23 protein-coding genes, 1 tRNA gene and 1 pseudogene are annotated in these 25,415 nt (G+C 62.9%); 10 read left to right on the top strand and 15 right to left on the bottom strand.

Annotation, left to right across the window (positions count from 1 at the left end; genetic code table 11):
- Positions 1 to 54 precede the first annotated feature (54 nt).
- Positions 55 to 1,176, bottom strand: coding sequence for a DUF2336 domain-containing protein (locus EN859_RS12065; protein WP_127851348.1), 1,122 nt, complete (start codon positions 1,174 to 1,176; stop codon positions 55 to 57).
- 152 nt (positions 1,177 to 1,328) lie between these two features.
- Here EN859_RS12065 and EN859_RS12060 point away from each other — a divergent pair, with 152 nt between their 5' ends.
- Both EN859_RS12060 and EN859_RS12055 read left to right on the top strand, forming a co-directional pair.
- A complete protein-coding gene (locus tag EN859_RS12060) occupies positions 1,329 to 1,781 on the top strand; it encodes a MaoC family dehydratase (RefSeq protein WP_127851349.1) in 453 nt (150 codons plus the stop codon).
- Between the two features lie 3 nt (positions 1,782 to 1,784).
- Complete coding sequence (locus EN859_RS12055; protein WP_127851350.1) at positions 1,785 to 2,666, top strand: CoA ester lyase; 882 nt, start codon at positions 1,785 to 1,787, stop codon at positions 2,664 to 2,666.
- A gap of 25 nt (positions 2,667 to 2,691) precedes the next feature.
- Here EN859_RS12055 and EN859_RS12050 read toward each other — a convergent pair whose 3' ends face one another.
- Complete coding sequence (locus EN859_RS12050) at positions 2,692 to 3,276, bottom strand: nitroreductase (RefSeq protein WP_127851351.1); 585 nt, start codon at positions 3,274 to 3,276, stop codon at positions 2,692 to 2,694.
- A 166-nt stretch (positions 3,277 to 3,442) separates the two neighbouring features.
- Here EN859_RS12050 and EN859_RS12045 point away from each other — a divergent pair, with 166 nt between their 5' ends.
- Positions 3,443 to 4,408, top strand: coding sequence for a hypothetical protein (locus EN859_RS12045; protein WP_127851352.1), 966 nt, complete (start codon positions 3,443 to 3,445; stop codon positions 4,406 to 4,408).
- Between the two features lie 6 nt (positions 4,409 to 4,414).
- On the opposite strand, the gene EN859_RS12040 is transcribed toward EN859_RS12045, so the two are convergent.
- The 5 genes and pseudogenes from EN859_RS12040 to EN859_RS12020 form a co-directional block, all read right to left on the bottom strand.
- Positions 4,415 to 5,356, bottom strand: a complete 942-nt coding sequence (locus tag EN859_RS12040) for a GNAT family N-acetyltransferase (RefSeq protein WP_127851353.1) — start codon at positions 5,354 to 5,356, stop codon at positions 4,415 to 4,417.
- Positions 5,357 to 5,440: 84 nt separating this feature from the next.
- Entirely contained in the window at positions 5,441 to 7,414 is a 1,974-nt protein-coding gene (gene thrS / locus EN859_RS12035; protein ID WP_127851354.1) for a threonine--tRNA ligase, read from the bottom strand.
- A 161-nt stretch (positions 7,415 to 7,575) separates the two neighbouring features.
- Positions 7,576 to 7,743 (bottom strand): annotated as a pseudogene (locus EN859_RS39205) (class D beta-lactamase); the annotation flags it as partial.
- Positions 7,744 to 7,865: 122 nt separating this feature from the next.
- Entirely contained in the window at positions 7,866 to 8,240 is a 375-nt protein-coding gene (gene yidD, locus EN859_RS12025) for a membrane protein insertion efficiency factor YidD (RefSeq protein ID WP_127851783.1), read from the bottom strand.
- 107 nt (positions 8,241 to 8,347) lie between these two features.
- Complete coding sequence (locus tag EN859_RS12020) at positions 8,348 to 8,794, bottom strand: iron-sulfur cluster assembly scaffold protein (RefSeq protein ID WP_127851355.1); 447 nt, start codon at positions 8,792 to 8,794, stop codon at positions 8,348 to 8,350.
- Positions 8,795 to 9,034: 240 nt separating this feature from the next.
- Here EN859_RS12020 and folE point away from each other — a divergent pair, with 240 nt between their 5' ends.
- The 3 genes from folE (at position 9,035) to EN859_RS12005 (ending at position 11,222) form a co-directional block, all read left to right on the top strand.
- Complete coding sequence (folE, locus tag EN859_RS12015; protein ID WP_127851356.1) at positions 9,035 to 9,670, top strand: GTP cyclohydrolase I FolE; 636 nt, start codon at positions 9,035 to 9,037, stop codon at positions 9,668 to 9,670.
- 36 nt (positions 9,671 to 9,706) lie between these two features.
- A complete protein-coding gene (gene hisI, locus EN859_RS12010) occupies positions 9,707 to 10,165 on the top strand; it encodes a phosphoribosyl-AMP cyclohydrolase (protein WP_127851357.1) in 459 nt (152 codons plus the stop codon).
- A gap of 85 nt (positions 10,166 to 10,250) precedes the next feature.
- Positions 10,251 to 11,222, top strand: coding sequence for a patatin family protein (locus EN859_RS12005; RefSeq protein WP_127851358.1), 972 nt, complete (start codon positions 10,251 to 10,253; stop codon positions 11,220 to 11,222).
- A 76-nt stretch (positions 11,223 to 11,298) separates the two neighbouring features.
- On the opposite strand, the gene recJ is transcribed toward EN859_RS12005, so the two are convergent.
- From recJ to EN859_RS11980, 5 genes are all read right to left on the bottom strand, one after another.
- Positions 11,299 to 13,083, bottom strand: a complete 1,785-nt coding sequence (gene recJ, locus EN859_RS12000; RefSeq protein WP_127851359.1) for a single-stranded-DNA-specific exonuclease RecJ — start codon at positions 13,081 to 13,083, stop codon at positions 11,299 to 11,301.
- A 60-nt stretch (positions 13,084 to 13,143) separates the two neighbouring features.
- On the bottom strand, positions 13,144 to 14,127 hold the full coding sequence (gene glpX, locus EN859_RS11995) for a class II fructose-bisphosphatase (protein WP_127851360.1): 984 nt from the start codon (positions 14,125 to 14,127) through the stop codon (positions 13,144 to 13,146).
- Between the two features lie 142 nt (positions 14,128 to 14,269).
- Positions 14,270 to 15,586, bottom strand: a complete 1,317-nt coding sequence (locus tag EN859_RS11990; RefSeq protein ID WP_127851361.1) for a homoserine dehydrogenase — start codon at positions 15,584 to 15,586, stop codon at positions 14,270 to 14,272.
- 50 nt (positions 15,587 to 15,636) lie between these two features.
- Entirely contained in the window at positions 15,637 to 16,854 is a 1,218-nt protein-coding gene (locus EN859_RS11985; RefSeq protein ID WP_127851362.1) for an LL-diaminopimelate aminotransferase, read from the bottom strand.
- Between the two features lie 59 nt (positions 16,855 to 16,913).
- Positions 16,914 to 17,330, bottom strand: a complete 417-nt coding sequence (locus EN859_RS11980; protein WP_189501883.1) for a hypothetical protein — start codon at positions 17,328 to 17,330, stop codon at positions 16,914 to 16,916.
- Positions 17,331 to 17,427: 97 nt separating this feature from the next.
- On the opposite strand from EN859_RS11980, the gene phaC reads away from it, so the two are divergent.
- The 3 genes from phaC to EN859_RS11965 all read left to right on the top strand — a co-directional run bounded on the left by phaC (position 17,428) and on the right by EN859_RS11965 (position 21,008).
- A complete protein-coding gene (gene phaC / locus EN859_RS11975) occupies positions 17,428 to 19,263 on the top strand; it encodes a class I poly(R)-hydroxyalkanoic acid synthase (RefSeq protein ID WP_127851363.1) in 1,836 nt (611 codons plus the stop codon).
- 326 nt (positions 19,264 to 19,589) lie between these two features.
- Positions 19,590 to 20,744, top strand: a complete 1,155-nt coding sequence (locus EN859_RS11970; RefSeq protein WP_245525543.1) for a YcbK family protein — start codon at positions 19,590 to 19,592, stop codon at positions 20,742 to 20,744.
- A gap of 189 nt (positions 20,745 to 20,933) precedes the next feature.
- Positions 20,934 to 21,008 (top strand) — tRNA-Glu (locus tag EN859_RS11965).
- Between the two features lie 715 nt (positions 21,009 to 21,723).
- Here the strand turns inward: EN859_RS11965 and EN859_RS11955 are convergent.
- The 3 genes from EN859_RS11955 to EN859_RS11945 form a co-directional block, all read right to left on the bottom strand.
- A complete protein-coding gene (locus EN859_RS11955) occupies positions 21,724 to 22,395 on the bottom strand; it encodes a DUF2161 family putative PD-(D/E)XK-type phosphodiesterase (RefSeq protein ID WP_127851366.1) in 672 nt (223 codons plus the stop codon).
- Between the two features lie 106 nt (positions 22,396 to 22,501).
- Positions 22,502 to 23,746 (bottom strand): ATP-binding protein, encoded by a 1,245-nt coding sequence (locus EN859_RS11950; RefSeq protein ID WP_127851367.1) that lies wholly within the window; start codon positions 23,744 to 23,746, stop codon positions 22,502 to 22,504.
- Complete coding sequence (locus EN859_RS11945; RefSeq protein WP_127851368.1) at positions 23,743 to 24,468, bottom strand: response regulator; 726 nt, start codon at positions 24,466 to 24,468, stop codon at positions 23,743 to 23,745. The genes EN859_RS11950 and EN859_RS11945 overlap by 4 nt, the downstream gene beginning before the upstream one ends.
- A gap of 226 nt (positions 24,469 to 24,694) precedes the next feature.
- On the opposite strand from EN859_RS11945, the gene EN859_RS11940 reads away from it, so the two are divergent.
- The gene (locus tag EN859_RS11940; protein ID WP_127851369.1) at positions 24,695 to 25,366 is read left to right on the top strand and encodes a hypothetical protein; all 672 of its coding nucleotides are present in this window, start codon (positions 24,695 to 24,697) and stop codon (positions 25,364 to 25,366) included.
- The last annotated feature ends 49 nt before the right edge of the window (positions 25,367 to 25,415 follow it).

Below are 25,415 nucleotides of genomic sequence, written 5' to 3'. Positions count from 1 at the left end.
CTTCATCGCCGCCGCGATCGAGGATTTTCCGGACTTCTTCGCGAAGGATCGCGTTTAAGCTGCAGCGATCGCCAGGGCATGCCCACGCGCGTTTTCGCGCAGCGCATCGACATGGATCGACTTGACCAGCCCGACGAGGTCGCCCTGGGCGGACTGCCCGCCCAGTTCCTTCAGCATCAGCCAGCTGACTTCCTGCACGCCGGCAACACGCTTGCCGTTGGCAACCTCGCGCCAGATCTTCAGTGCGCGCAGGATGATGGCGTGGGTGGCGGCGGCAAGACCAGCACTGCGGAACAATGCCTGCAGGGCGACGTCGTGTCCGCCGGCCAGCAGCGCCCTCACCCGCTGTTCGGACTGCTGGCTGAGCGCGACCAGCGTCGAGCCGAAGAAATCGACCTTGCCATGTGCAATGGTGCGGATGATGAAGCTTGCCGACAGGTCGCCGCGCAGGCGCAAATGCTCGATGAGTGCGGCATGTTCTTTCGCGCGCGTGCCTTCGATCAACGTCACGGAAGCCTTGACGCAGGCGTCGCGCATGACGCGATCGGCCCTGGCGGTGCCCATCAGTGCCACCACCAGAGGCGACCCTTTGAGCGTTTCGCCGAGCTTGACCAGCAGCATGTGCCGGCAGTCAGCAGGCAGGCGCGCATCGGCGATCAACGCTTCGCGCACCAGGGGCAGGTGGCCCTGCCGTTCGGCCATGCGGCGAAAGCTGAGTGACGCGATGTCGGCGCCGCTGTTGGCAAGAAGCGTGGCGCAGGCTTCCGGCTCGCCGATTTCGGCGATCGCAGCCGCAAGCGCCATGGAGACGACCGGCCGGTTGGCGATCAGTTTCTGTGTCGCCTTCTGCCCGCAGGCGACCCGGTCGATCAGGTCGGCATCGGTGAGCAGCGGCGAACGTGCCAGTACAAGAGCGGCCACTTCCGGCTGGTCGGAGGCCAATGCGCTGATGATCTGGAGCGGCGCGTGATGACTCATCGACAGCACCTCTGCAATCGCCAGCCGCACTTTCGACGACGCGTCGTCGAGCAGCAGTGTCAGCGCTGCCTCGGCGGCGCAGCGGTCTTCGAACGGCAGGTCGGCGCTGATATAGGCGCGGGCCAACGCGCTTGCTGCCGCGGCGCGCTCGGAAACCCTGGCCGTGTAAATCCATTTCAGGAAATGCGAAACAACCATGCCGCCTGCTTACGCCCCTCGCCAGAACGCTTCTGGCCCCAGTGTAGACCGTAGGCAGAAATGGTTTACGAAGCGTTCACCATATTCCTTAACCGGCTTGATGGAGCCGCAGCCAACGCCTATCAAGCAACCGGAAGCGGAGGAGATCGACCATGGCCGGGCTTTATCTGGAAGAGTTCGTCGTCGGTCGTGTCTTCAAGCACACGCTGCGCAAAACCGTCACCGAAAGCGATAACATGCTGTTCTCGGTGATGACGCTGAACCCGCAGCCGCTGCACATCGATTTCGACTTTGCCGCCAAGAGCGAATGGGGCAAGCCGCTGGTCAATTCGCTGTTTACGCTGGGCCTGATGATCGGCATTTCGGTCAACGACATCACCGTCGGCACCACCATCGCCAATCTCGGCATGAAGGAGACGGTGTTTCCGCATCCGGTCTTCCACGGCGACACCATTCGCGTCGAGACCACTGTGATTTCGGTGCGCGATTCCAGGTCTAAGCTGGACCGCGGCATCGTCGAGTTCGAGCACCGCGCCTATAACCAGGATGATGTGCTCGTTGCCAAATGCACAAGACAGGCGATGATGATGAAAAAGGCGGCCTGACGGATGCGCTCGCTGCTGTTCGTTCCGGGCGATTCCGAAAAGAAGCTGGGAAAAGCCTTTGGCGCGGGCGCCGATGTGGTCATCGTCGACCTCGAGGATTCCGTGGCGGCCGAGAACAAGCCGTCGGCGCGCGACATCGCGGCACGCTTCATCGCCGGGCACAGGCATCGAACGAAGTCCGCGATCTATGTGCGGGTCAACGATCTCTCGACCGGGTTGACCGACGACGATCTCGCAGCGCTGGTTCCGGCCAAGCCCGACGGGATCATTCTGCCGAAGTCGAACAGCGGCCAGGATGTGCAGCAGCTTTCGGCAAAGCTCAGGGTGCACGAGGCCGAAAACGGCCTGCCGGACGGCGCCATAAGAATCCTGCCGATCATCACCGAAACCGCCGCTGGCGTGCTGGCGGCAGCGACCTATGCCAAGGCAAGCGCGCGGCTTGCTGGCGTCACCTGGGGCGCGGAGGACCTGTCGGCGGCAATCGGCGCGCGCACGGCGCGCGATGAACGAGGCCGTTATACCGATCTCTTCCGTTTCGCCCGCACGATGACCATCCTTGCGGCAGGCGCGGCGGAGGTCGCTGCGATCGACACGGTTTTCCCGGATTTTCGCAACATGGCCGCCTTCGAGAAGGAATGCGCCGAGGCCGAGCGCGACGGCTTCACCGGCAAGATGGCGATTCACCCAGCACAGGTTCCGGTCATCAACGCCGCCTTCACACCGTCGGCCGAGGCGGTGAAACACTCTTTGGCGGTCGTTAGGGCATTCGCGGCAGCTGGAAATCCCGGCGTCGTCGGCATCGACGGCAAGATGTACGACCGGCCGCACCTGCGGCTGGCCGAGCGGCTGCTGGCGCGAGCCAGGGCTGCGGGCATCCCGACCTGACACCATTCCCTGTCCGCGTTGAGCGTCAGCCCGCCCACGGCCCCGCATAGTCGGCATAGAGTTTTGCGGCATCAGGCCGCGGCCGCTCAGGCGCCGGCCCCTGATAGGAGCCGATATGGACGAAGCCGACGACACGTTCATGCGACGCCAGCCCCAGGATCGCCCTGCCCTCCTGCACGTCGGAATACCAGTTGCTGATCATGTTGGTGCCATAGCCCAGCGCATTGGCGGCGATCATCAGGTTCATCGCCGCCATGCCGCCGGAAAGGAACATTTCCCATTGCGGGATTTTCGGATTTTCCTTTGGGCTCGACACGACACCGATCACCAGCGGTGCGCGCGAAAAGCGCGCCAGTTCCTGGTTGCGGCGGCCTTCGGGCAGCGGCCCTTCGCGCTGTTCGGCAAGCGCTGCCAGCTTCTTGCCGATCTCGGCGCGTGCCTCGCCGCGATAGAGGATAAAACGCCAGGGCTCCATCCGGCCGTGGTCCGGCACCCGCGTGGCGGCAGTGATCATCGTCGCGATCTCCGCATCGCTGGGCGCCGGTTCCTTCAGGTCCGGGATCGGCGCGGAATTTCGGGTCAGCAGGAATTCGATGATCGGCGACGCCATGGGCGCAAGTCTCCTAAAAACACTCGATTTTGAGCTGAAGCGCGCCATCGGGAATTCGGGCGGCTTGGGCATTGGCGCAACGCGCCGGACGAAAAAGCCCCCTAGCACAAGCGGATCGGGCTCTTAAGCCTTGAAATTGCCACCGCCTTGGGCTTCAACGCAAGGCATGTTTGAGGGGACAATCCGACTTTTCCTGATTTGGCTCGGCGCCGCACTGTTCATGGTGCTGGTTTCATCGGCTGTCGCGCAGAACGCAGACGGCATCAGCAATTTGAAACTCCCCGGAATTTCGAGCTACGCGTCGCCCAAAAACGAAACATCACTCGCATTGGGCACCGGCGGCGCGATCACGCTGTCGGCGCAACTGACGGACAAGGGCGCCGACATCACACGCGGCATCGTCTGGCGCGTCTTCAAGCCTGAAGCGGCCAGCGATGGCAAGCTGCCGATGGTCGCCTCCGCCCATGGCGGCACCGCCGTGTTCCAACTCGAGCCCGGCAGCTATCTGGTGCATGCCTCCTACGGACGGGCCGGCGCCACCAAGCGCGTCACCGTCGGCAAGGACGCCAAGCGCGAAAGCCTCGTGCTCGATGCCGGCGGCCTCAAGCTCGACGCCGTGCTTTCGGGCGGGGTGCGTATTACACCGAAGAAGCTGCGCTTCTCGATCTATGAGGGGCAGGCCGAAACCCATGGCGACCGTGCCCTGATCATACCCGATGTCGAACCGAACAGCGTCGTGCGGCTGAACGCCGGCGTATACCATGTCGTTTCGACCTATGGTTCGGTGAATGCGGTCATCCGTTCCGATATCCGCGTCGAGGCCGGCAAGCTGACAGAAGCCACCGTCGAGCATCGCGCGGCGGAGATGACAATGAAGTTGGTGCGCGAGCCCGGCGGCGAGGCGATAGCCGACACCGCGTGGTCGCTGCTCAACGAATCCGGTGATCCCATCAAGGAAACCGTCGGCGCCTTCGCCTCGATGGTGCTGGCCGAAGGCGACTACACCATAATCGCCAAGAACCGCGACCGCATCTACCAGAAGGATTTCAAGGTCGTCGCCGGGCAGAACCAGGAAATCGAGGTTCTGGCCACGGAAGCTTCGGCCATCGACCCCGAGGAAGGCGCCGACTAGGCGGCATTAGGCTGCCTTGCGCAAGCGTCTCGGCAGAAACTGGACACGGCCACGTGATGGTTCGGTGGGCGCCAGGTCGAAGACACCGCGATAGAGGCGGTCGAGCAAAGCCTTGCGGTCGCGCAGCGGCTCCAGTTCGTCCCATCTCAGCACGTCGCCGACTCGCACGTCGATCGACTTGCCGGACAGCCGCGCGAATTCATGGATGAGGAGCGAGATGCGCAACGTCAGCGAAGCCTTGCCGACGAACTTCGCCACACGCCCGTCGCGCTCGGCCATGTTCATCGGTCCGCTGACCAGATGGAACAACCGGCCGTTCTGACCGGAAAAATGCATCGGGATGACCGACGCCCTGGCGTCCTGGACGAGACGGGCCGTAAACATCTTCCACGGCAGATCGCGCGCCCGGCCAAAACCCTTCGGCGCGGTGGCGACGCCGCCGGCCGGGAACACGACGATGGTGACGCCTTCCTTCAGCAGCCGCACCGCCTCGTGGCGCACCGCCATGTTGTTCTTCAGCGCCTCCTTGGTCTCGGAGAAGTCGATCGGCAGCGAATAGGGTTCCATTTCGCGGATCTTGAGCAGATCCTTGTGAATCATGACGCGAAACGGCCGCCCCAACTGCTCGGCCAGCGACAGCACGGCAATGCCGTCGCCGATGCCGAACGGATGGTTGGCGACGATCACCAGCGGCGTGTCAGGCAGCTTTGCCGGCGGCCATCGATCGGCGGTCCGCACCCGGACGTCGATCAATTCCAACATGCGGCTGAACACGCGCTCGCCGGTCGGCACCACCTGACAGCGCCAGAAATCGTAGAGCGCAGCAAAGCGATCGCGCCCGGACAGGCCTTCGATCGAGTGGATGAACCATCGCGTCAACGCCGGCTGATGCGGACCGGCATAGGAAAGCTCGGGAAACGGTCTTTCGCGCATTTTCAGCTTCAGCATGAAGGCTCGCTACATGGTCGGCGTGACAGGCATGTGAAAATGGCGGTGGATCGCTCCACCGCCATTTCGTCGGGAGTGGACGGATCAAGCCGCGCGGCGCCTGCGGTCAGGCGTCACTGCCTCTTCCGCAAGCATCGCCACCGCCTCGCCAAGACGAAGCGATTCCTGGTCACGCGAACCCAGGCGGCGGATGTTGACCGTCTCTTCCTCTGCCTCTCGCCTGCCGCAGACGAGGATGACCGGAACCTTGGCTAGGCTGTGCTCGCGGACCTTGTAGTTGATCTTCTCGTTGCGCAGATCGGCCTCCGCCAGAAGACCGGCCGCTTTCAACTGCTGGACAACCTTCACGGCGTAGTCGTCGGCATCGGAGGTGATCGTCGCCACTACAACCTGCAGCGGCGCGAACCACAGCGGCAAATGGCCGGAATAGTTTTCGATCAGGATGCCGAGGAAGCGCTCCATCGAGCCGCAGATGGCGCGGTGGACCATCACCGGCTGCTTCTTTTCCGAATCCGAGCCGATATAGAAGGCGCCGAAGCGTTCCGGCAGGTTGAAGTCGACCTGCGTGGTGCCGCATTGCCAGTCGCGGCCGATGGCGTCGCGCAGCACATATTCGAACTTCGGCCCGTAGAACGTGCCCTCGCCCGGATTGACACCCGTCTTGATCCGGTTGCCCGACCGCGCCGCGATCTTGTCGAGCACGTCCTGCAGCACGCCCTCGGCATGATCCCACATCGCGTCGGTGCCGACCCGTTTTTCGGGGCGGGTCGCCAGCTTGACGGTGATTTCGTCGAAGCCGAAATCGGCGTAGGTCGACAGGATCAGGTCGTTGATCTTGATGCACTCGTCGGCGAGTTGTTCCTCGGTGCAGAAGATGTGGGCATCGTCCTGGGTAAAGCCGCGCACGCGCATCAGCCCGTGCAGCGCGCCGGACGGCTCATAGCGATGAACGGCGCCGAATTCAGCCAATCTTACAGGCAGATCTCGGTATGACTTCAATCCATGCTTGAAGATTTGGACATGGCCGGGACAGTTCATCGGCTTCAGCGCGAAGACGCGGTCGTCATCAGTGTCGTCGCCGGCAACCGTCACCTTGAACATATTGTCCCGGTACCAGCCCCAGTGGCCTGAAGTCTCCCACAGCGACTTGTCGAGCACTTGCGGAGCGTTGACTTCCTGATAGCTGAGGTCGTCCAGCCGGCGGCGCATGTAGTTGACCAGGTTCTGGAACATCTTCCAGCCCTTGGCGTGCCAGAAGACGACGCCTGGGCCCTCTTCCTGGAAATGGAACAGGTCCATCTCGCGGCCAAGCTTCCTGTGGTCGCGCTTTTCGGCTTCCTCGAGCATCGTCTGGTAGGCATCGAGCTGCGCCTGGTCGGCCCAGGCCGTGCCGTAGATGCGCGTCAGCATCGGATTGTTGGAATCGCCGCGCCAATAGGCGCCGGCCACCTTCATCAGCTTGAAGGCGTTGCCGATCTGGCCGGTCGAGACCATGTGCGGGCCGCGGCAAAGGTCGAACCAGTCGCCCTGCGCATAGATCTTGAGGTCCTGATCGTCGGGAATGGCGTCGATCAGCTCCAGCTTGTAGCTCTCGCCCTTGTCGGCAAAGATCCTCTTCGCCTTTTCGCGTGACCACACCTCTTTGGTGAACGGCTTGTTGCGCGCAATGATCTCGCGCATCTTCTTCTCGATCACCGGGAAATCGTCGGGCGTGAATGGCTCGTTGCGGGCGAAATCATAATAGAACCCGTTCTCGATCACCGGCCCGATGGTCACCTGCGTTCCCGGCCACAATTCCTGCACGGCTTCGGCCAGCACATGTGCGGCGTCGTGCCGGATCAGCTCCAGCGCGCGTGGGTCGTCGCGGGTGATGATCTCGACCTTGCCGGACTTGCCGAGCGGATCGGAAAGATCGCGCATCACGCCGTCGAGGCTGTAGGCCACGGCCTTCTTGGCCAGCGACTTCGAGATCGATTCTGCCAGGTCGGCGCCGGTCATCGCCGCGTCGTAGTCGCGGACGGAGCCATCGGGAAATGTCAGGGAAACGGAATTCAGCATAGATATCTCCTATCCAGTCCCGCAAACGAGCGCGGGTGGTGAAATGCCGGATGCGTCCGGCGGCGGGCAGTCTTTTATGGGCAGATTCCCGCGCCGTAAAGGCGGATGGTGGATCACTTGATGAGATTCGGCAGGTTTTCCAGGAACGTTGTCCGCGTCTTGATGCCTTCGGCGTATCCGATCGTTTCGTATCGACTACCGGGCAGGACCAACGCGCATTCGACCTCCCTTAGCGGCGCGGACCGGGCGCGCACCGGAAGACCCAGAAACCATGCCAGAAGATAGAGAACCAGGGCGAAGACGAATGGAAAGCGATCTATCTGGCGCATCTGGCAATCTCTCCTGAGGGCTGTCAGGAGCGGCTTAGCGAGGCGTCATGTCTCGATTTTGTCTCAAATGCGCAACATGCGGTTAACCTAACCAAATCGTAAACACTTGGTCGCGCCGGGCATCAGTTTTCCATATCACTGCGCTTCTTGCCGATCTGCCAGTACCGCCACGGCGTGAACCAGACATAGCGATCGGCCAGTGTCTCGGGCACGCGGTCGATGCCATGGGTCCCGAACGGCCCGCAGCGCAGCACACGGAAAAGCCCCATCCAGCCGCCGGCCCAAAGCCCGTGGCGGGCGATCGCCTCATGCGCGTATTCGGAACAGGTCGGCAGATGCCGGCAGGAATTGCCGACAAACCCGGACAGCGTCAGCTGGTAGAGCCGGACAAGCGACGTGCCGAGGATGCGGCCCGGCGTCTTGCGCCACGGGCCTGGCCAGTTGCGCCCGCGCTTTGCGGCCAACGCTGCATGTGCATGTCGGTGCTCGTCGCTCATCGCAATCCCTGGTGTCGTCCTCATGCCTCCGACAGATGTGAGTATTTAGGAAAGCAATGTCTCCTGGAATTCCCTGGCCAGCGTTTCTGGAAGATTGAGCCTCAGGCCTAGGCCGCCTGTCCGGCGCGCTTCCGTTCGATCTGGCCGATCGCATCCACCACGGCATCGAAAGTCAGCATTGTCGAGGCATGGCGCGCCTTGTAGTCGCGCACCGGCTCGAGATATCTGAGATCGGCAAAACGGCCTTCCGGCGGCGCGCCGTTTTCCTTCAGCATCTTCAGCATCGTTTCGCGCACCGCGCGCAATTCGTCCGCGCTGGCGCCGACGACATGCTGCGCCATGATCGAGGACGACGCCTGGCCGAGCGCGCAGGCCTTCACGTCATGAGCAAAATCGGTAACGACGCCGTCATCCATCTTCAGATCGACGGTTACGGTCGAGCCGCACAATTTGGAATGTGCTCGCGCGGTTGCATCGGGATGTTCGAGCCGGCCGATCCGCGCGATGTTCCCGGCAAATCCCAGAATTTTCGCATTGTAGACGTCGTCGATCATATTTTTCCAATCCGTCGCCGCCGAGCGAACAGTGATTGCCGCTGATGGTCTTCCTTTCGCTCGGCACGAACATATATAATGCTGGCAGTCGGGTATGGACAAGGCAACCAATGGCCGCGTCCCTGCCCAGATCAGTTCACGCCGCTTGCGGGCTGGAAACCGGGCGAGTTTCTAACACCCGAAAGGTCGTGGTCCGTTCAACTCGTTCCTCCTGAGAGAGGAACTACGGGAGACGCCCTTATGGATGCCGTTATCAAGAAATTCATGCCTCCGTCCGCTTATCTGGAAAAGCCGGTCACCGATCGGCCAAGCGAAGCTGAAGTCGAAGCCGCGGTGCGCACTCTGTTGCGCTGGACCGGAGACAATCCGGACCGTGAGGGCCTGATCGATACGCCAAAGCGTGTGGTGAAGGCCTACCGCGAAATGTTCGGCGGCTACGACATGAACCCGGTCGAGGAGCTCGGCCGTACCTTCGAGGAAGTCGCCGGCTATGACGACCTCGTCCTCGTCAAGGACATATCGTTCCATTCGCATTGCGAGCACCACATGGTGCCGATCATCGGCAAGGCGCATGTCGGCTACCTGCCGGACGGCAAGGTTGTCGGCCTGTCCAAGATCGCCCGCGTCGTCGATATCTTCGCCCACCGCCTGCAGACCCAGGAAGCGATGACCGCGCAGATCGCCGGCGTCATCCAGGACGTGCTCAATCCGCGCGGCGTCGCCGTTATGCTCGAAGCCGAGCATATGTGCATGGCCATGCGCGGCATCCGCAAGCAGGGCTCCACAACGCTGACCTCGACCTTCACCGGCGTCTTCAAGGACACGCCCGGAGAGCAGCTCCGTTTCGTCACCATGGTGCGCGGTGGCGGGGTCTGACCCGCCTTCGCCGGTTGCACAAGATAAGGACCGGCGATGTCGGCACTGGAATTCCCCAAACCTTCGTCAGACAAGAAAGCGCTGGAGGAAGGTGCGGTGTTTTCGCCGCGCTTCGATGCCCACGGCCTCCTCACGGCGGTCGTCACCGATGCCAAAGACGGCATGCTGTTGATGGTCGCGCATATGAACGCCGAGGCGCTGGCGTTGACACTGGAAACCGGCATCGCCCACTTTTGGTCGCGCTCGCGCGACGCGCTGTGGAAGAAGGGCGAAACCTCGGGCAATGTCCAGCAAGTCGTCGAGATGCTCACGGATTGTGACCAGGACGCGATATGGTTGCGCGTCAAAGTGTTGGGCCACGACGCAACTTGTCACACCGGCCGGCGTTCTTGCTTTTATCGGACGGTGGGACTGATTGACGGCAAGGGGACGCTTGCCGGCGACGGTAGCAAAGCGCTGTTCGATGCGGAAACAACGTATCGGAAGCCTTTGTGAACCATTCAATATTCACAAACCACTCATATTCACTATTCTCAAACATCCTTCCGATAGAAGGGACGTGGGACAAGGGGAGATTGTGATGCTCGAATGGGCGTCATTGCGTAACAGATCAGACGTTCGAGAGGCCAACGGCCCGTCCTCGTCCGGCGGCGCGTCCGAAACAAAACCTCCGAAGAAACCGGGCATTTCACTGGCTCTGGGCGGCGGCTGTGCTCGCGGCTGGGCTCATATCGGCGTGCTGCGCGCGCTCGACGAGGCCGGCATCGAAGTGTCGATGATCGCCGGCACTTCTATCGGCGCGTTGGTCGGCGGCTGCTATCTTGCCGGCAAACTGGATGAGCTGGAAGAATTCGCCAGGAGCCTGACCCGGCGGCGCATCTTTGGCCTTCTCGACCTCAATCTGCGCGGCAGCGGCCTGTTCGGCGGCATGAAGCTCGATGCACGACTGCGCGAACATATTGCCGGCATTCGTTTCGAAGACCTGTCGAAGCCGTTCGTCTGCGTCACCTCTGAAATCCGCACCGGCCACGAAATCTGGCTGCACAGCGGCTCGCTGATCACCGCCATGCGCGCCTCCTATGCGCTGCCCGGCGTGTTCGAGCCGGTGGCCTGCAACGGACGTGTGCTGGTTGACGGTGCGCTGGTCAATCCGGTGCCGGTTTCAGCCTGCCGCGCCTACGAGCAGCAGCTCGTGGTCGCGGTGAACCTTCACTATGATCTGTTCGGCCGCGCTGCGGTGATCAGGCACAGCGCCGGCGAACTGGTCATCGAGAACGACGCGCCGAAGCCTGGCCTGATCGATACCGAACATCAGGCCCGTGAGACCAAGCTCGGCATCACCGGCGTCATGGTCGAAGCCTTCAATATCATCCAGGACCGTATTTCACGCGCCAGGCTTGCAGGCGATCCTCCAGACATGTCGCTGCATCCAAAACTCAGCCATATCGGCCTGACCGAATTCCACCGTGCCGACGAAGCGATCCGCCTCGGCTATCAGACAACGATGGCCCAGATCGGCGAACTGACCCGGCTGCAGACTGTCCTCGGCTAAACCGTAATCCCGCAGGTCCGCGTCAGCGACAAATGGAATCCGGTTTTTTCTGCGCTGACCTCCGGTTCGGACAAGATCAGGCACGTGCCGCGTCGGTGATGCGGAACTGCACCGTGCGGTTGCCGTTCCAGTAATTGCCCGACAGCGAGCCGGCGACGTGCACGGTCTTGCCCCTGTTCTTGAACAGGAATTCGCCAAGCGCAGTATCGACGGCGCGAAAGGCGATCGCCTGGATGCGACCGCCGCTTTCTGACTGCAGGTCGGCGCGGATGTGGTTGGTGCCGACCGGCCGTGCGTCGGCCAGCCGGTGGCGCGGCAGCGCGAAGACCGGCGCGACATGCCCGGCGCCGAACGGCCCCGCCTTTTCCAGTGCGTCGAGCAGCGCGAGCGTTGCACCTTCGGCAGCGAGTGCGCCGTCGATGGCCAGGCTTTCCTCGTCCTGCAGCCGGAACACGTCGGCTGCCGCGCGTTCCTCGAAGAACGCCCTCAGCTCGCCGAGCCTCGCTCGCTCCACCGTGATACCCGCCGCCATGCCATGGCCGCCGCCCTTGACGATCAACCCGGCGTCGGCCGCCTCGCGCACCAGCCGGCCGAGGTCGAAGCCGGACACCGAACGGCCTGAGCCGGTGCCGACGCCGTTGGCGTTGAAGGCAATGGCGAAGGCAGGCCGGCGTGCGTGGTCCTTCAACCGCGAGGCAAGCAGGCCGACGATGCCCGGATGCCAGGTGCTGCTGGCCGTGACGACGACTGCCGGGCCATTGCCGCCGGCAAGCTCGGCATCGGCCTCGATGCGCGCTTGCGCCAGCATTTCCAGTTCCATCTGCTGCCGCTCCTGGTTGAGCCGATCGAGCGTCTCAGCGATGGTGCGGGCTTCGACCGGATCGTCGGTGGCAAGCAGGCGGCTGCCAAGGGCTGCGTCACCGATGCGCCCGCCGGCATTGATACGCGGGCCGATCAGATAGGCGAGGTGAAAGGTGCTGATCGGTTCGCCGATGCGCGAGACCCGCGCCAGCGCCGCCAGCCCCTCGTTCTTCTGCTGGCGCGCCACCTGCAGCCCCTTGACCACGAAAGCGCGGTTGACGCCGGTCAGCGGCACTACGTCGCAAACGGTGGCCAGTGCCACCAGGTCGAGCAAGGAAAGCAGATCCGGCGGCGCGGCTGCCGGCAAACGGCTACGCAGGATCTTTGCCGTCTGCACCAGGCAGAGGAAGACGACGCCGGCGGCGCAAAGATGGCCCTGTCCCGACAGATCATCGTCGCGATTGGGATTGACGACTGCACCTGCCGCCGGCAGCTGGCCACCGACCTGATGGTGGTCGAGCACCACGACGTCGGCGCCGGCGGCCTTAGCCGCGTCTACGGAAGCCGCGCTGTTGGTGCCGCAGTCGACGGTGACGATCAATTTCGCGCCCCGGCTGACGAGTTCGCGCATGGCTTCCGGATTGGGGCCGTAGCCCTCGAAAATGCGATCCGGAATATAGATCTCGGATGCCACCGAAAAATGCGCCAAAAACCGCTTGAGCAGTGCCGATGAGGCCGCGCCGTCGACATCGTAGTCGCCGAAGATCGCCACCTTTTCCCCGGCAACGACTGCCTCGGCGACGCGCGCGGCGGCCTTGTCCATGTCGGTCAGCGAAGCAGGGTCCGGCAGCAACTCGCGGATTGTCGGATCAAGGAAACGCTCGGTCTGCTCGACACTCACGCCGCGCCCGGCAAGCACCCGTGCGACGATGTCCGGCACGCCATGACCTTGCGCAATGGCGAGCGCCGTCATGTCCTGGCGCTCAGTCAGCCGGTGCTCCCACGAAACACCTGATGCCGACTGCCTGACATCGAGGAAGAAGCGTCTTTCGCCCGTCATGTGACGCGCCGTCTGCAGATTGTCATTTCTCACAATATGCGACGGCTAACTGAGTCGGAATCAAAACTTTTCCGGATCCTGGTGTCTGGCCTTGATCTCGCGCACGGTTCGCGACGACGAGCGCAGGACGATCGTGTGCGTGGTGATATAGGTGCGGCCGAACTTGACGCCGGCCAGCATGTTGCCGTCGGTGACGCCGGTTGCCGCAAACAACACGTCGCCGCGCGCCATGTCTTGCGCCCGGTAAACCTGCTTCGGGTCGGAAATGCCCATCTTGGCCGCGCGCGCCAGCTTTTCCGGCGTGTCGAGAACCAGCCGGCCCTGCATCTGACCTCCGATGCAGCGCAAGGCGGCCGCGGCCAGCACGCCTTCCGGTGCACCACCGATGCCAAGATAAATGTCGATGCCGGTCTCTTCCGGATCGGTGGTGTGGATGACGCCGGCGACATCGCCGTCGCCGATCAGCCGGATCGCGGCACCCGTCGCCCGCACGGCATCGATCAGCTCGGCATGGCGCGGCCGGTCGAGGATGCAGGCGGTGATATCAGGTACCTCAACGCCCTTGGCCTTGGCTAGATTGGCAATGTTTTCGGCCGGCGAGGCATCGATATCGATAATGCCGTCAGCGTAGCCAGGGCCGATGGCGATCTTGTCCATATAGACGTCGGGCGCGAACAGCAGGCTGCCCTTTTCCGCAATGGCGATGACAGCAAGTGCATTGGGCAGGTTCTTGGCGCAGATCGTCGTGCCTTCGAGCGGATCGAGTGCGATATCGACCGCCGGGCCTTTGCCGCTGCCGACCTCTTCGCCGATATAAAGCATCGGTGCCTCGTCGCGCTCGCCCTCGCCGATCACCACGGTGCCCTTGATGGCGAGGCGGTTGAGTTCCTGCCGCATGGCGTCGACCGCGGCCTGGTCGGCGGCCTTTTCATCACCGCGTCCACGCAATCTGGCGGCCGCGACTGCGGCGCGTTCGGTGACACGCACCAGCTCCATGGTGAGAATTCGGTCGAGGCCGGCGACAATGTTATGTGCCACATTCATCGGTGGAGATCCTCGTTTGTCTCACGCCTCCCGCCAGAGGCGCGCTCCTTGTGTCAAAGCTGCATGACAACAGCAAGACTTGCGCAAGGCGTTTTTTTGCCAGCGCTGCGATATCAATCGATTGAAGGAGAAAGATGACTTTCTATCCTGCCCGCTCGATGCGGATGACCTGCGGCTTGTCGGTTAAATGGCCGTCCTTGGTGATGCCGTCGACAGCCCTGCGCACCGCCGCCTCGGTCGTCTCGTGGGTGACGAGGATCACCGTCTTTTTTTGCGCGGCGGTTTCCGGCCCGTCGGCGTGCTGCACGATCGATTCCAGCGAAATGTCGTTGTCGGCCATGCGTTTGGCGATAGCGGCGAAGACGCCGATGCGGTCGTGCACGGTCAGCCGAATGAAATAGCCGCCGGCATGGCTGCGCATCTGCGCCTTCTTGTAGGGTTTCAATTCCTTCGCGGGCAGGCCGAACACCGGACCGTGCTGGAAACCCGGCCGGCTCTTGGCGATGTCGGCGATGTCGCCGACCACCGCCGATGCGGTGGCGTTGCCGCCGGCGCCGGGGCCCGAGAGCAGGAGTTCGCCGAGGATGTCGGTCTCGATAGCCACCGCATTGGTGACGCCATGCACCTGGGCGATGACCGATGCGGTCGGCACCATCGTCGGGTGGACGCGCTGCTCGATGCCGCTTTCCGTGCGCTGGGCAACACCAAGCAGCTTGATCCGGTAACCGAGATCGCCGGCGGCGCGGATGTCGGCTTGGCTGATGTTGGAAATGCCTTCCATGTAGATGTCGTTGGCGGCGATCCGCGTGCCGAAGGCAAGACTGGTCAGGATCGACAGCTTATGCGCGGTGTCGTGGCCCTCGATGTCGAAGGTCGGATCGGCCTCGGCATAGCCCAGCCGCTGCGCGTCCTCCAGGCAGGCGTCGAAGGACAAGCCCTCGGCCTCCATGCGGGTCAGGATGTAGTTGCAGGTGCCGTTGAGGATGCCGAAGACGCGGGTGACCGAATTGCCGGCCATCGCCTCGCGCATCGTCTTGATGACCGGTATGCCGCCGGCCACCGCCGCCTCGTAGTTGAGCAGTACGCCTTTCTTCTCGGCGATCTCCGCCAGCGCCACGCCATGCTTGGAGAGCAGCGCCTTGTTGGCGGTGACGACGTGGCGGCCGGCTTCGAGCGCCGCCTTTACGGATGCTCGCGCCGCACCCTCGTCGCCGCCGATCAGTTCGACGAAGACATCGATATCGGCGATCTGCGCCATCTTTATCGCATCGTCGAACCACTTTGCCGCGCCGAGATCGATACCACGGTCGCGCTTGGGATCGCGCGCCGAAACGGCGGTGATGACGATATCGCGTCCGCACTGGCGCGTCAGTTCGGCCGCCTTGTCGCGCAGCACGCGCGCCACCGACGCGCCGACAGTGCCGAGCCCGGCAATTCCAACACGCAATGCTTCAGCCATGTAAGGCGGCGCCCCTCAAGAATTCAGTCGATGTAAAATGTGCAGAAAACTCAGCGGTGAGCTGCCAACGGCACCACATTGTTGGGCTGCTTGGCGCTGGACGCCAGGAAGCGCTTGATGTTGCGCGCCGCCTGCCGGATCCGGTGCTCGTTTTCGACCAGCGCGATGCGCACGTGATCGTCGCCATGCTCGCCGAAGCCGACGCCCGGCGCCACCGCCACGTCGGCGTGCTCGATCAGGAGCTTGGAGAACTCGAGCGAACCGAGGTGACGGAATGGCTCCGGGATCGGCGCCCAGGCGAACATCGAGGCCGCCGGCGCCGGGACGGTCCAGCCGGCACGGCTGAAGGCGTCGACCATGACATCGCGGCGCTTGTGGTAGATGTCGCGCACTTCGGCGATGTCGGCGCCATCGCCGTTGAGAGCATGCGCGGCCGCTACCTGGATCGGCGTGAAGGCACCATAGTCGAGATAGGATTTGACGCGCGTCAGCGCCGAGATCAGCCGCTCGTTGCCGACCGCGAACCCCATGCGCCAGCCGGGCATCGAAAAGGTCTTCGACATCGAGGTGAATTCGACCGCCACGTCGATCGCGCCGGGCACCTGCAGCACCGACGGTGGCGGATTGCCATCGAAATAGATTTCGGAATAGGCAAGGTCCGACAGGATGATGATGTCGTTCTTCCTGGCGAAGGCCACCACGTCCTTGTAGAAATCGAGCGAGGCGACCAGCGCCGTCGGGTTCGATGGGTAGTTGAGGATCAGCGCCAGCGGCTTGGGGATGGAATGGCGGATGGCGCGCTCCAGCGCCGAAATGAAGCCGTCGTCCGGTTCGACCTGCAGCGAGCGGATGACGCCGCCTGACATGATGAAGCCGAAAGCGTGGATCGGATAGGTCGGATTGGGGCACAGGATCACGTCGCCGGGGGCAGTGATCGCCTGCGCCATGTTGGCAAAACCTTCCTTCGAGCCCAGCGTCGCCACCACTTGCGTGTCCGGGTCGAGTTTTACGCCGAAGCGGCGCGCATAGTAGTTGGCCTGGGCGCGGCGCAGGCCTGGAATACCACGCGACGATGAATAGCGATGCGTGCGCGGGTCGCGCACGACCTCACACAATTTGTCGACGATTGCCTTTGGTGTCGGCAGGTCCGGGTTGCCCATACCAAGGTCGATGATGTCGGCACCACGTGAACGGGCGCTGGCCTTCAGCCGGTTGACCTGCTCGAACACATAGGGCGGAAGCCGGCGGACCTTGTGAAATTCTTCCATGTCAGTTCCAGACGATCAATGGTGGCTTTGGCAAAAGAGTTTAGGCGCGCGATATAGCCCTATTTGCAGGTAGGGTCGAGGGCGGCGTCACATTTGGCTTCGATCTGCTTGAGCGTTTCATCGCCGTGGGTTTTCGCCAGCGAGCTCAGTGCCGCCGGGTTCGCGGCTGGAGCACCACCGCCACCCTTGGCTGTCTGCGCTTGCTGGTCCGCCTTCAACTGGGCAAGCTTGGCGTTCCTCTCTTCGTCCGTCAGCTGCTGTGCCGCCACCTGCGGCGGGATGTTCAGGTTCGGATAGGAGCCGGTGTCCTTCGGCCCTTCGAGGCCGGCAACGGGTGCAGCGCCGTCCATATGGCTGCTCGTGCAGCCCCCGGTCGTCAGCAAGGCAGCCCCCGTTGCCAAAAAGACCATCGCAGCAGCGCTGCGGCAAAAACGACCCGTTGCCAAAAAAACATTCTCGCGAATATCAAACGTCATATTGTTTCCCTGGCAGCCGGGGTAGAGCACATTGGACCCGGTCAGATGTCGCATGGTAATATGTCAAGAAAACGCTTCGTGAGGAACCCCGCGAACCATGTCCAAAACACCCGATTCGGGCAAAGCGGAAGATGACGAGCCTTCGACCGTCGAGCAATATCTGGTGAAGGACCCGGAACGCTTCGCCCTGAACATGGCGCGCATGATCGAGCAGGCCGGCAAGGCCGCCTCGGCATGGGCCGAGCCGCGCGAAAAAGGCGACGTGCGCGATCATGTCGCCGAGCCCGTGGTCGACATGGTCAAGACCTTCTCCAAGCTCAGCGAATACTGGCTTTCCGATCCGCAGCGCGCGCTGGAGGCGCAGACGCGGCTGTTCGGGGGCTATATGAGCGTCTGGGCAAACGCCATCCAGCGCATTAGTCCTGGCGCTGAAGCGCCCGACGACGCGGTCAAGCCCGAGCGTGGCGACAAGCGCTTCCAGGACCCTGAATGGGGCCGCAACGCGTTCTTCGATTTCCTGAAGCAGGCCTATCTCGTCACCTCGCGCTGGGCGGCAGATCTCGTCGAGCACGCCGACGGCCTCGACGAGCACACCCGTCACAAGGCCGCCTTCTACGTCAAGCAGGTGTCTAACGCCATCTCGCCGTCGAATTTCATCCTGACCAATCCGGAGCTGTTTCGCGAGACCGTCGCCTCGAATGGCGAGAACCTGGTGCGCGGCATGAAGATGCTGGCCGAGGACATCGCCGCCGGCAAGGGCGACCTGAAGCTCAGGCAGGCCGATTACTCGCCCTTCGAAATCGGCAAGAACCTCGCCACCACGCCCGGCAAGGTGGTGGGCCGCAGCGATGTCGCCGAGATCATCCAGTACGATCCCGCGACCGAGACTGTGCTCAAGCGGCCGCTGCTGATTTGTCCGCCATGGATCAACAAGTTCTACATTCTCGACCTCAACCCGCAAAAATCTTTCATTCGCTGGGCAGTCGAGCAGGGCCACACCGTCTTCGTCATCTCCTGGATCAATCCGGACGAGCGCCACGGCACCAAGAGCTGGGAAGCCTATATTCGCGAGGGCCTGCAATACGGCCTCGACACCATCGAGAAGGCCACCGGCGAAAAGGAGGTCAACGCCATCGGCTACTGTGTCGGCGGCACACTGATGGCGGCAGCCTTGGCGCTGATGGCGCAGGAAGGCGACAACCGCGTCAAATCGGCGACCTTCTTCACCACGCAGGTCGACTTCACCTATGCCGGCGACCTGAAAGTGTTCGTCGACGAGGAGCAGGTCGCGGCCGTCGAAAAGGCGATGAACGAAAGAGGCTACCTCGAAGGCACCAAGATGGCGACCGCCTTCAACATGCTGCGCTCGGGCGACTTGATCTGGCCCTATGTCGTCAACAACTACATGCGCGGCAAGGATCCCCTGCCCTTCGACCTGCTCTACTGGAACGCCGATTCTACCCGCATGGGCGCGGCCAACCATTCCTTCTATCTGCGCAACTGCTATCTCGAGAACAAGCTCTCGCAAGGCATGATGGAACTGGCCGGCCGCACGGTCTCGCTCGGTGACATCACCATCCCGGTCTACAACCTCGCCTCGAAGGAAGACCACATCGCACCGGCGCTTTCGGTGTTCCTCGGCTCGAAATATTTCGGCGGCGAGGTCGAGTACGTGATGGCAGGCTCTGGCCACATCGCCGGCGTCGTCAACCCGCCGGCGGCGCAGAAATATCATTACTGGACGGGCGGCAAGCCGGTCGGCGACTTCGACCAATGGATCGCCGGGGCCAAGGATCATCCCGGCTCCTGGTGGCCGCACTGGCAAAACTGGATCGAGGCCAGGGACAACACCCGCGTGCCCGCCCGCAAACCCGGCAAGCATATGAAAACCCTGGGTGATGCGCCGGGCACCTATGTCAAGGTGCGTGTGTAACGGACTGTAATGTCTGGTGAGTTGACGGGGTGGCAAAACAGGGCGAAATGGTGTCGTCAACTATTAAGCTGCCTTAACGCGTCTCCAACTACCGAATAACTTCAAGGCATGCAGATTTGACACAGGTCTCGTTTCCGGTTCGGGAACAAGGGTCATTTCGACGAGACGTTTCGACGCCGCGCCAATGACGAACCGGCCGGACACCGAGGGGGAATTTTGTTTTGAAATCAGCAGGATCGCGTCTCGCGAAGGGGGAAGGCCGCACCATTGTGGTAGCGCTTTTCTCCGTGCTCCTGGCGTCCTGTACTTCGGCTGGCGACCCGAACATGTCCGTCGGCATGCCCGGTTATAACGCCACGGCGTCCGACATCAGTGCGGCCTCCAGCGCCAAGCCGGCGGCCGCAGACGATTCGTCCTCGCAGGTGACGACCCAGCAGATGACGATGACGGCCGAGGGCGATGCCCCCCTTCCCGAGCAGGTTTCGTATGTACCGATAGCCAAGCCAGGGACTAGGACAGACGCCGGCTTCCCCGTCCCAACTGGTGCCGAGACGATCGCTGGACACACGCCGCAGCCGCTGGAGCAGCCAGCACAAACGGCTGAGCAGACCGACGCCGCCGCGCAGAAGGTTGCCGCCGCCGATGCTGGCACGACGAAGCAAGAGGCCAACGCCGCCGCTCCGGCGACGAACAACCAGGTCTACGTCACCGCCGGCGAGATGCCGCAGCCGCAGGCCTATGCACCGAAGAAAAAGGGATTCTTCGCGTCGCTATTCGGCACTACGCCCGCCTCCGCAGCACCTGCGCCGCTTATCGACGCAAAACCGGGCGAGCAGCCCGAGACCGCCCAGTCCGCCGCTGCACAGCCCACGCCGACGCCATCGCCGGCAAAGCCGATCATTACGCTGGCCTCTGCCAATCCGGCTGAAAAGCCGGTGCAACTCGCTTCCGTCGACACCAGCGGTTACACAAGCGACGCGCTGCCCGGCGTGCGCAAGACGGCGCTGTTCGAGATCAAGCGCAAATCCGGCCTCGACGACGAGAGCGACGTCGATCTAAATGAGGACGAAGGCGGTGCCTATCAGGTTGCGTCCGCGGCCGGCCTCGCCCGATTGGCGCCCAACGGCCTCTTGAAGCAGACCGAAAGCGTCGACGTCGCCTGCCTGAAACCGTCGCTGGTCCGCGTGCTGAAGACGATTGAAGGCCACTACGGCAAGAAGATGATCGTAACCTCCGGCTATCGCGATCCGGCCCGCAACCGTCGCGCCAACGGCGCCAAGAATTCACTGCACATGTATTGCGCGGCAGCCGACATCCAGGTTCCGGGCGTCTCGAAATGGGAACTGGCGAGCTATATCCGCTCCATGCCCGGCCGCGGTGGCGTCGGCACCTACTGCCACACCGAATCCATCCACGTCGATGTCGGCCCCGAGCGCGACTGGAACTGGCGCTGCCGCCGGCGCAGTGGCGGCGACGGTTAGTTTCTTTGTCCCGCCTGACGCAAGTTTGCGAGATACGCCGACTGAGGCATAACGTTCGACACCCGCGAAACCAGGCCCCGACCCGTCGAAAACGTGCATTTTTGCGGCTATCGAAAAAAGTTGTCGCAGGCGTGGCAGACGGGTTGCCGGTTTGGCGCAACGCAACTATAAACCGCTCACATCTTGAGCGCGCCCATCGTCTAGCGGTCAGGACACCGCCCTTTCACGGCGGTAACAGGGGTTCGATTCCCCTTGGGCGTACCAGATAAATCAAAGGCCCTGGCTGAAACCTGCCCGAATTCGCAGCGAAGCGCGAAGTCGTCGCAAATGTCGAGGATTCCTTAAATGTCGCCTGAAGCGAAAACCCCGGCATCCACCGGGGTTTTCGGCAAGACCAGTTGCTAAAACCGAAACCAGACCCAAACGCGCCTGCGATAGCACCGGGTGCGCCGACGGCCATACCGCCAGTAACGGCGACAGACCCTTCTCCAAACCCGCCGCCGTCGGCGAGGGCGGTGCCACCGCCGATGGTAGACCGGTTGCAATTCTGCTTGAGTATCTGAGTCTTCGAAGGTCTCCGTATCCTGCGCTTCGAGCTCATCGAGAATGCCGCTTCTGGCGACTGGAACACCAGCCACTGCGTTGACAGGCCGAACTGCGCCCGCAAGGGCTGCTGCCCCTGCAATGCCAAACATTCCTGTCAAGAATAATCGCCGATCCATGTAACCCTCCTAATCTTCTAACCAGCGAGACAAGGTTCACAACGGGGAAATAGCGCAGTGGATATAAAAACCCAGGGTAGAATCGCGTGGCCCAGAGAGCGCGCGCTCTCCTTCGTAGCTATAGACTTCCGGCGCCTTCAACAGCTCGATACTGCGCCCGTTGGGGCGCCCTGCGATAGAGTTTTTGAACTGTCGTGTTTCCGGTTGTGGCCGGCAGCCCACATTGCCAAAGAGCTCCAAGCCGCAACGCTAATCAGTCAGCGTCCTTGGTCGTGAGCTGGTTGGGGCCAGCGCTGTAATGCGGCATGGCCGACCTCGGTGAGCGCATAGACCCCACGCTCGGCCCTGGCAAACCAGCCATAGACGTTGTGAAGCAGGATCTTTGCGGCGCGAGGTGAAATGGCCCTGAGGTCGCGCGGTCGCTTCGGCCCGTCGGCCATTGCGGCGGCACATGCCAACGCATCCTGCCGGTAGGCGGTCATGATCGGCGTCCGGGAGCCGCCGCCGACCACAGGATCGCCGCGCCGGCGCCGGTGCTCGTCCATCAGTCGCGATCTTCGCCTCGGGTCTCGCCGGGGCGGCAGGGCGGCCGGACTGAGCAACAGCTCGACATTGCCGGCGGCGCCAACTCCCAGAAGGCCGAAACCGAGCCGTCGACAGAGTGCGCGGAACCGCCGATCATGCTCACGGCCCTTGCCGCGAGCCGACATCCTCGCCGCAAGCCAGACCTCATCGCATGCCGCGGCACGATCGACAGCTTGAAGCACCAGCTCGAGGTTGAATTGCAGCTTCAATTCGCAGATGACGACGACGGGAGGCTCGCCGTCACGCAATCCCACGACATCGCAGCCGCCGACTTCGCCTTTGACGGTGAATTCCAGGCTCTCAAGAAACCGCTTCACCGGAATGTAAAGAGACGTTTCTTGCATGCCGGAGCCATAGCCGATTCGAGCCGGGTCCGCACGGAGGCGCCGAGGAGCACTCCATTGGGCTGGGCGTTCCCACCGACCTTCGATGTCTCCCATCCCCGGTGTATCAGGAAACAGCGTCGAAAACGACCTTCTGCGACAACCCGCCACCGGCGCGATTTTCCAATGTGATGGTTCCGCCATAGCGCTCGATGATTTCCCTGGCGATGGCGAGACCCAGGCCGGCGCCAGGGATGGATTGCCAGCGGCCGGGATCGACGCGAAAAAACGGCTCGAATGCCTTGTTCAGCAGTTCCGGCGGAATGCCGGGACCGCGGTCGACGATGGTGAGGACGGCATGACCTTCGGCGGCGGAAAGGGCAACGCTGCAGCCCTTGCCGTGGGTGGCGGCGTTAACAATCAAATTACGCAATGCCCGGCGCAGGCCGAGCGCACCTGCCCTCACCGAGACCTTGTCCAGATGCTCGATCGATACCGCATGTCCAAGTGATGTCATCTCGGCTTCGATGTCGCCGACCAGCTTTTCGAGGTCGACCGGTTCGACGGCGTCCTGGTCGACCTCTTCGCGCACCAACCGGATGGCGCTGTCGGCGATGCGGTCGAGTTCGTCGAGGTCGTGAAGCCATTTGTCGCGCTCGTCGTCGAGAAATTCGGCGCGCAGCCGCATCCGCGTCATCGGGGTTCGCAGATCGTGGCCGGCGGCGGCAACCAGCCGCATACGGCTTTCCATGGCCGTCTTAAGCCTGGTGGAGAGCTGATTGAGAGCACGCGCGGTTGCTTTGACTTCCGCCGACCCCTCCTCCGGCAGCGCCGCCAGAACGCCGTCTGATCCGATCTTGGTGACGGCAGCCTCGATCATCTCGAGCGGCCGGATGAGCACGGCGGTGAAGTAGACCGAGACCGCCGTGGCGCCAAGCACGATCAGCGTGATCCAGCCCGCCAGGACAAACCAGCCACGCCTCGGCGGGCCGAAATCGGGGACGTCCACGATCACCCAACGATTATCAGGCAAACCGACAGAAGCGACCATGCCGGGCTTGCCCTCCATGCGGCTTACAACGGCCGAAACGTTGACGCCGTCGCGATGCAGGATGTCGTTTAGCACCCGCGTGTGCTTTCGGTCTTCGACGCCACCTGCGGGATGATCGCGCAGATCTATCGGAATGTTGACGCCCGGCATACGGCCCGCGACGAGTTGCACCGTAAGCTGGACCTGGCGGGCAACGGGGCCCATGGTCAGCTCAGGCGAAGGCTCCCCGAGCACGCTGATGGCGGCGGCCGTCGCGAGGCCGACAACGCCGACGATCGAAACCACCAGCAGCACGATGAGGCGCCTGCGCAGCGAGTTCATGCCTCGGTCTCCGCCGTCTCGACGCGAGCGGTGAGCTGGTAGCCGCCGTTGCGCACCGTCTTGAACAATGGCTCCCCTGCAGCTTCGCCGAATTTGCGGCGCAGCCGGCTCATCAGCACATCGACGGAGCGGTCGAGCGGGTCGCGCTCGCGGCCTTGCGTGAGATCAAGCAACTGGTCGCGGGACAACAGTCGGCCGGGACGGTCGAGGAAAACCTGCAACAAGTCGAATTCGGCACCGGTGAGATCGATGAGCGCGCCTTGCGCATCTGTCACCTTGCGGGTGTCGGGTTCCAGCCTGTAGCCGGCGAAGTGGTAGACACGGGCGCGAGGCGCTGCTGCTTCTTCCAGCACTGAGCGCCGCAGCACGGCGCGGATGCGGGCGGTCAGCTCGCGTGGATTGAACGGCTTGCCGAGATAATCGTCGGCGCCAAGTTCCAGTCCGATGATGCGGTCCACATCTTCCTTCAGCGCCGTCAGCAGGATGACGGGAATGTGCGGCCTGCGGTCACGCAGGGCGCGGCAGATATCGAGCCCCGAGCCGTCGGGCAGCATGACGTCGAGCACGATCAGGTCGAATTGGCCGGAGGCCAGTCTGTGCTCGCATTCGCGTCGGTTCGCGGCCATCGAAACGCGAAACCCCTGGCCGTCGAGATAGCGCCCGAGAAGCGTCCTGATCTCGCGGTCGTCGTCGACGACAAGGATGTGGGATTGTGACTGCATTCTTCGCCCGGTGCCTGTTTGGCCTGTTCATTGCCGATTATAGGGAGAGCCCGCGGTGAGCGGCATGGAAAATTGCAACCGAATGTTTCCGGCCGGGAAGCAGAAACATTCGGAAACAAATCTCCCTTTTCTGGAAACCTTCGGCAACCTGCCGAAGCAAAGCGGAAAAAAACGCCTCCTATCCTCCTGCCATCGGAAGCATGTGGGAAGGGAAAGGATTTACATCATGCGAAGCACGTTTTTTGCGCTTGGCCTGTTTTCCGTCGCGGCCATCCATCCGGCGCTGGCGCAGCAGGCGGACCCTGGCGCGACGCGCGGCGGCGAACCACTGGTCGCAGCTACACAGGGCGGCCCAAACCAGGGCCCAATGCCGTGGCCCGGACCACGCCGGCCGATGCCGCACGGACCGGAAGCCTTCGATCCGCAACGCATGGGACCGCCGCCGGAATTGATGCTGGCAGCCCGGCTTTCCGCGCTCGAGACCCGCATCGGTGCCAGGGCCGAACAGCTCAACGCCTGGCGCGACTATACCAGCGCGCTGCAGGTGGTGCTGACGCCGCCACGGCCCGATCATGGCCCGGATGGTCGCCCCAATGCGGGAGAGCCCGGCCCCGGCGTCGATCACACAACCCGCGATCCGTTCGCCTTCCAGGAACGGCTGGCCGACGATCTTACCAAGCGTGCGGCCTCCGCCGTTAAGCTGAAGGACGCGATCGTCGCGCTTCGCGCCAAGCTGACGCCAGAACAACTCGAAATCCTCGCTTCGGCGGATCAGCCCCATGGACCACCCGCCGGTCTTCCATGGGGCAATCCGCCGGACGAAGCAGCCGGCCCCGGAGGTCTGCCTGACGGCAGACAGCTCCCAATGGCCCTACCCCGGACAGACGAGCAACTCTGACCGGCTGCGCCGGCCGGATCTGCCGCGTGCCGTCGGCAGTCCGGCCGGT

The organism is Mesorhizobium sp. M00.F.Ca.ET.216.01.1.1, assembly GCF_004010325.2.
Taxonomy (GTDB): domain Bacteria; phylum Pseudomonadota; class Alphaproteobacteria; order Rhizobiales; family Rhizobiaceae; genus Mesorhizobium.
This window is presented reverse-complemented; position numbering and strand designations above follow the sequence as displayed.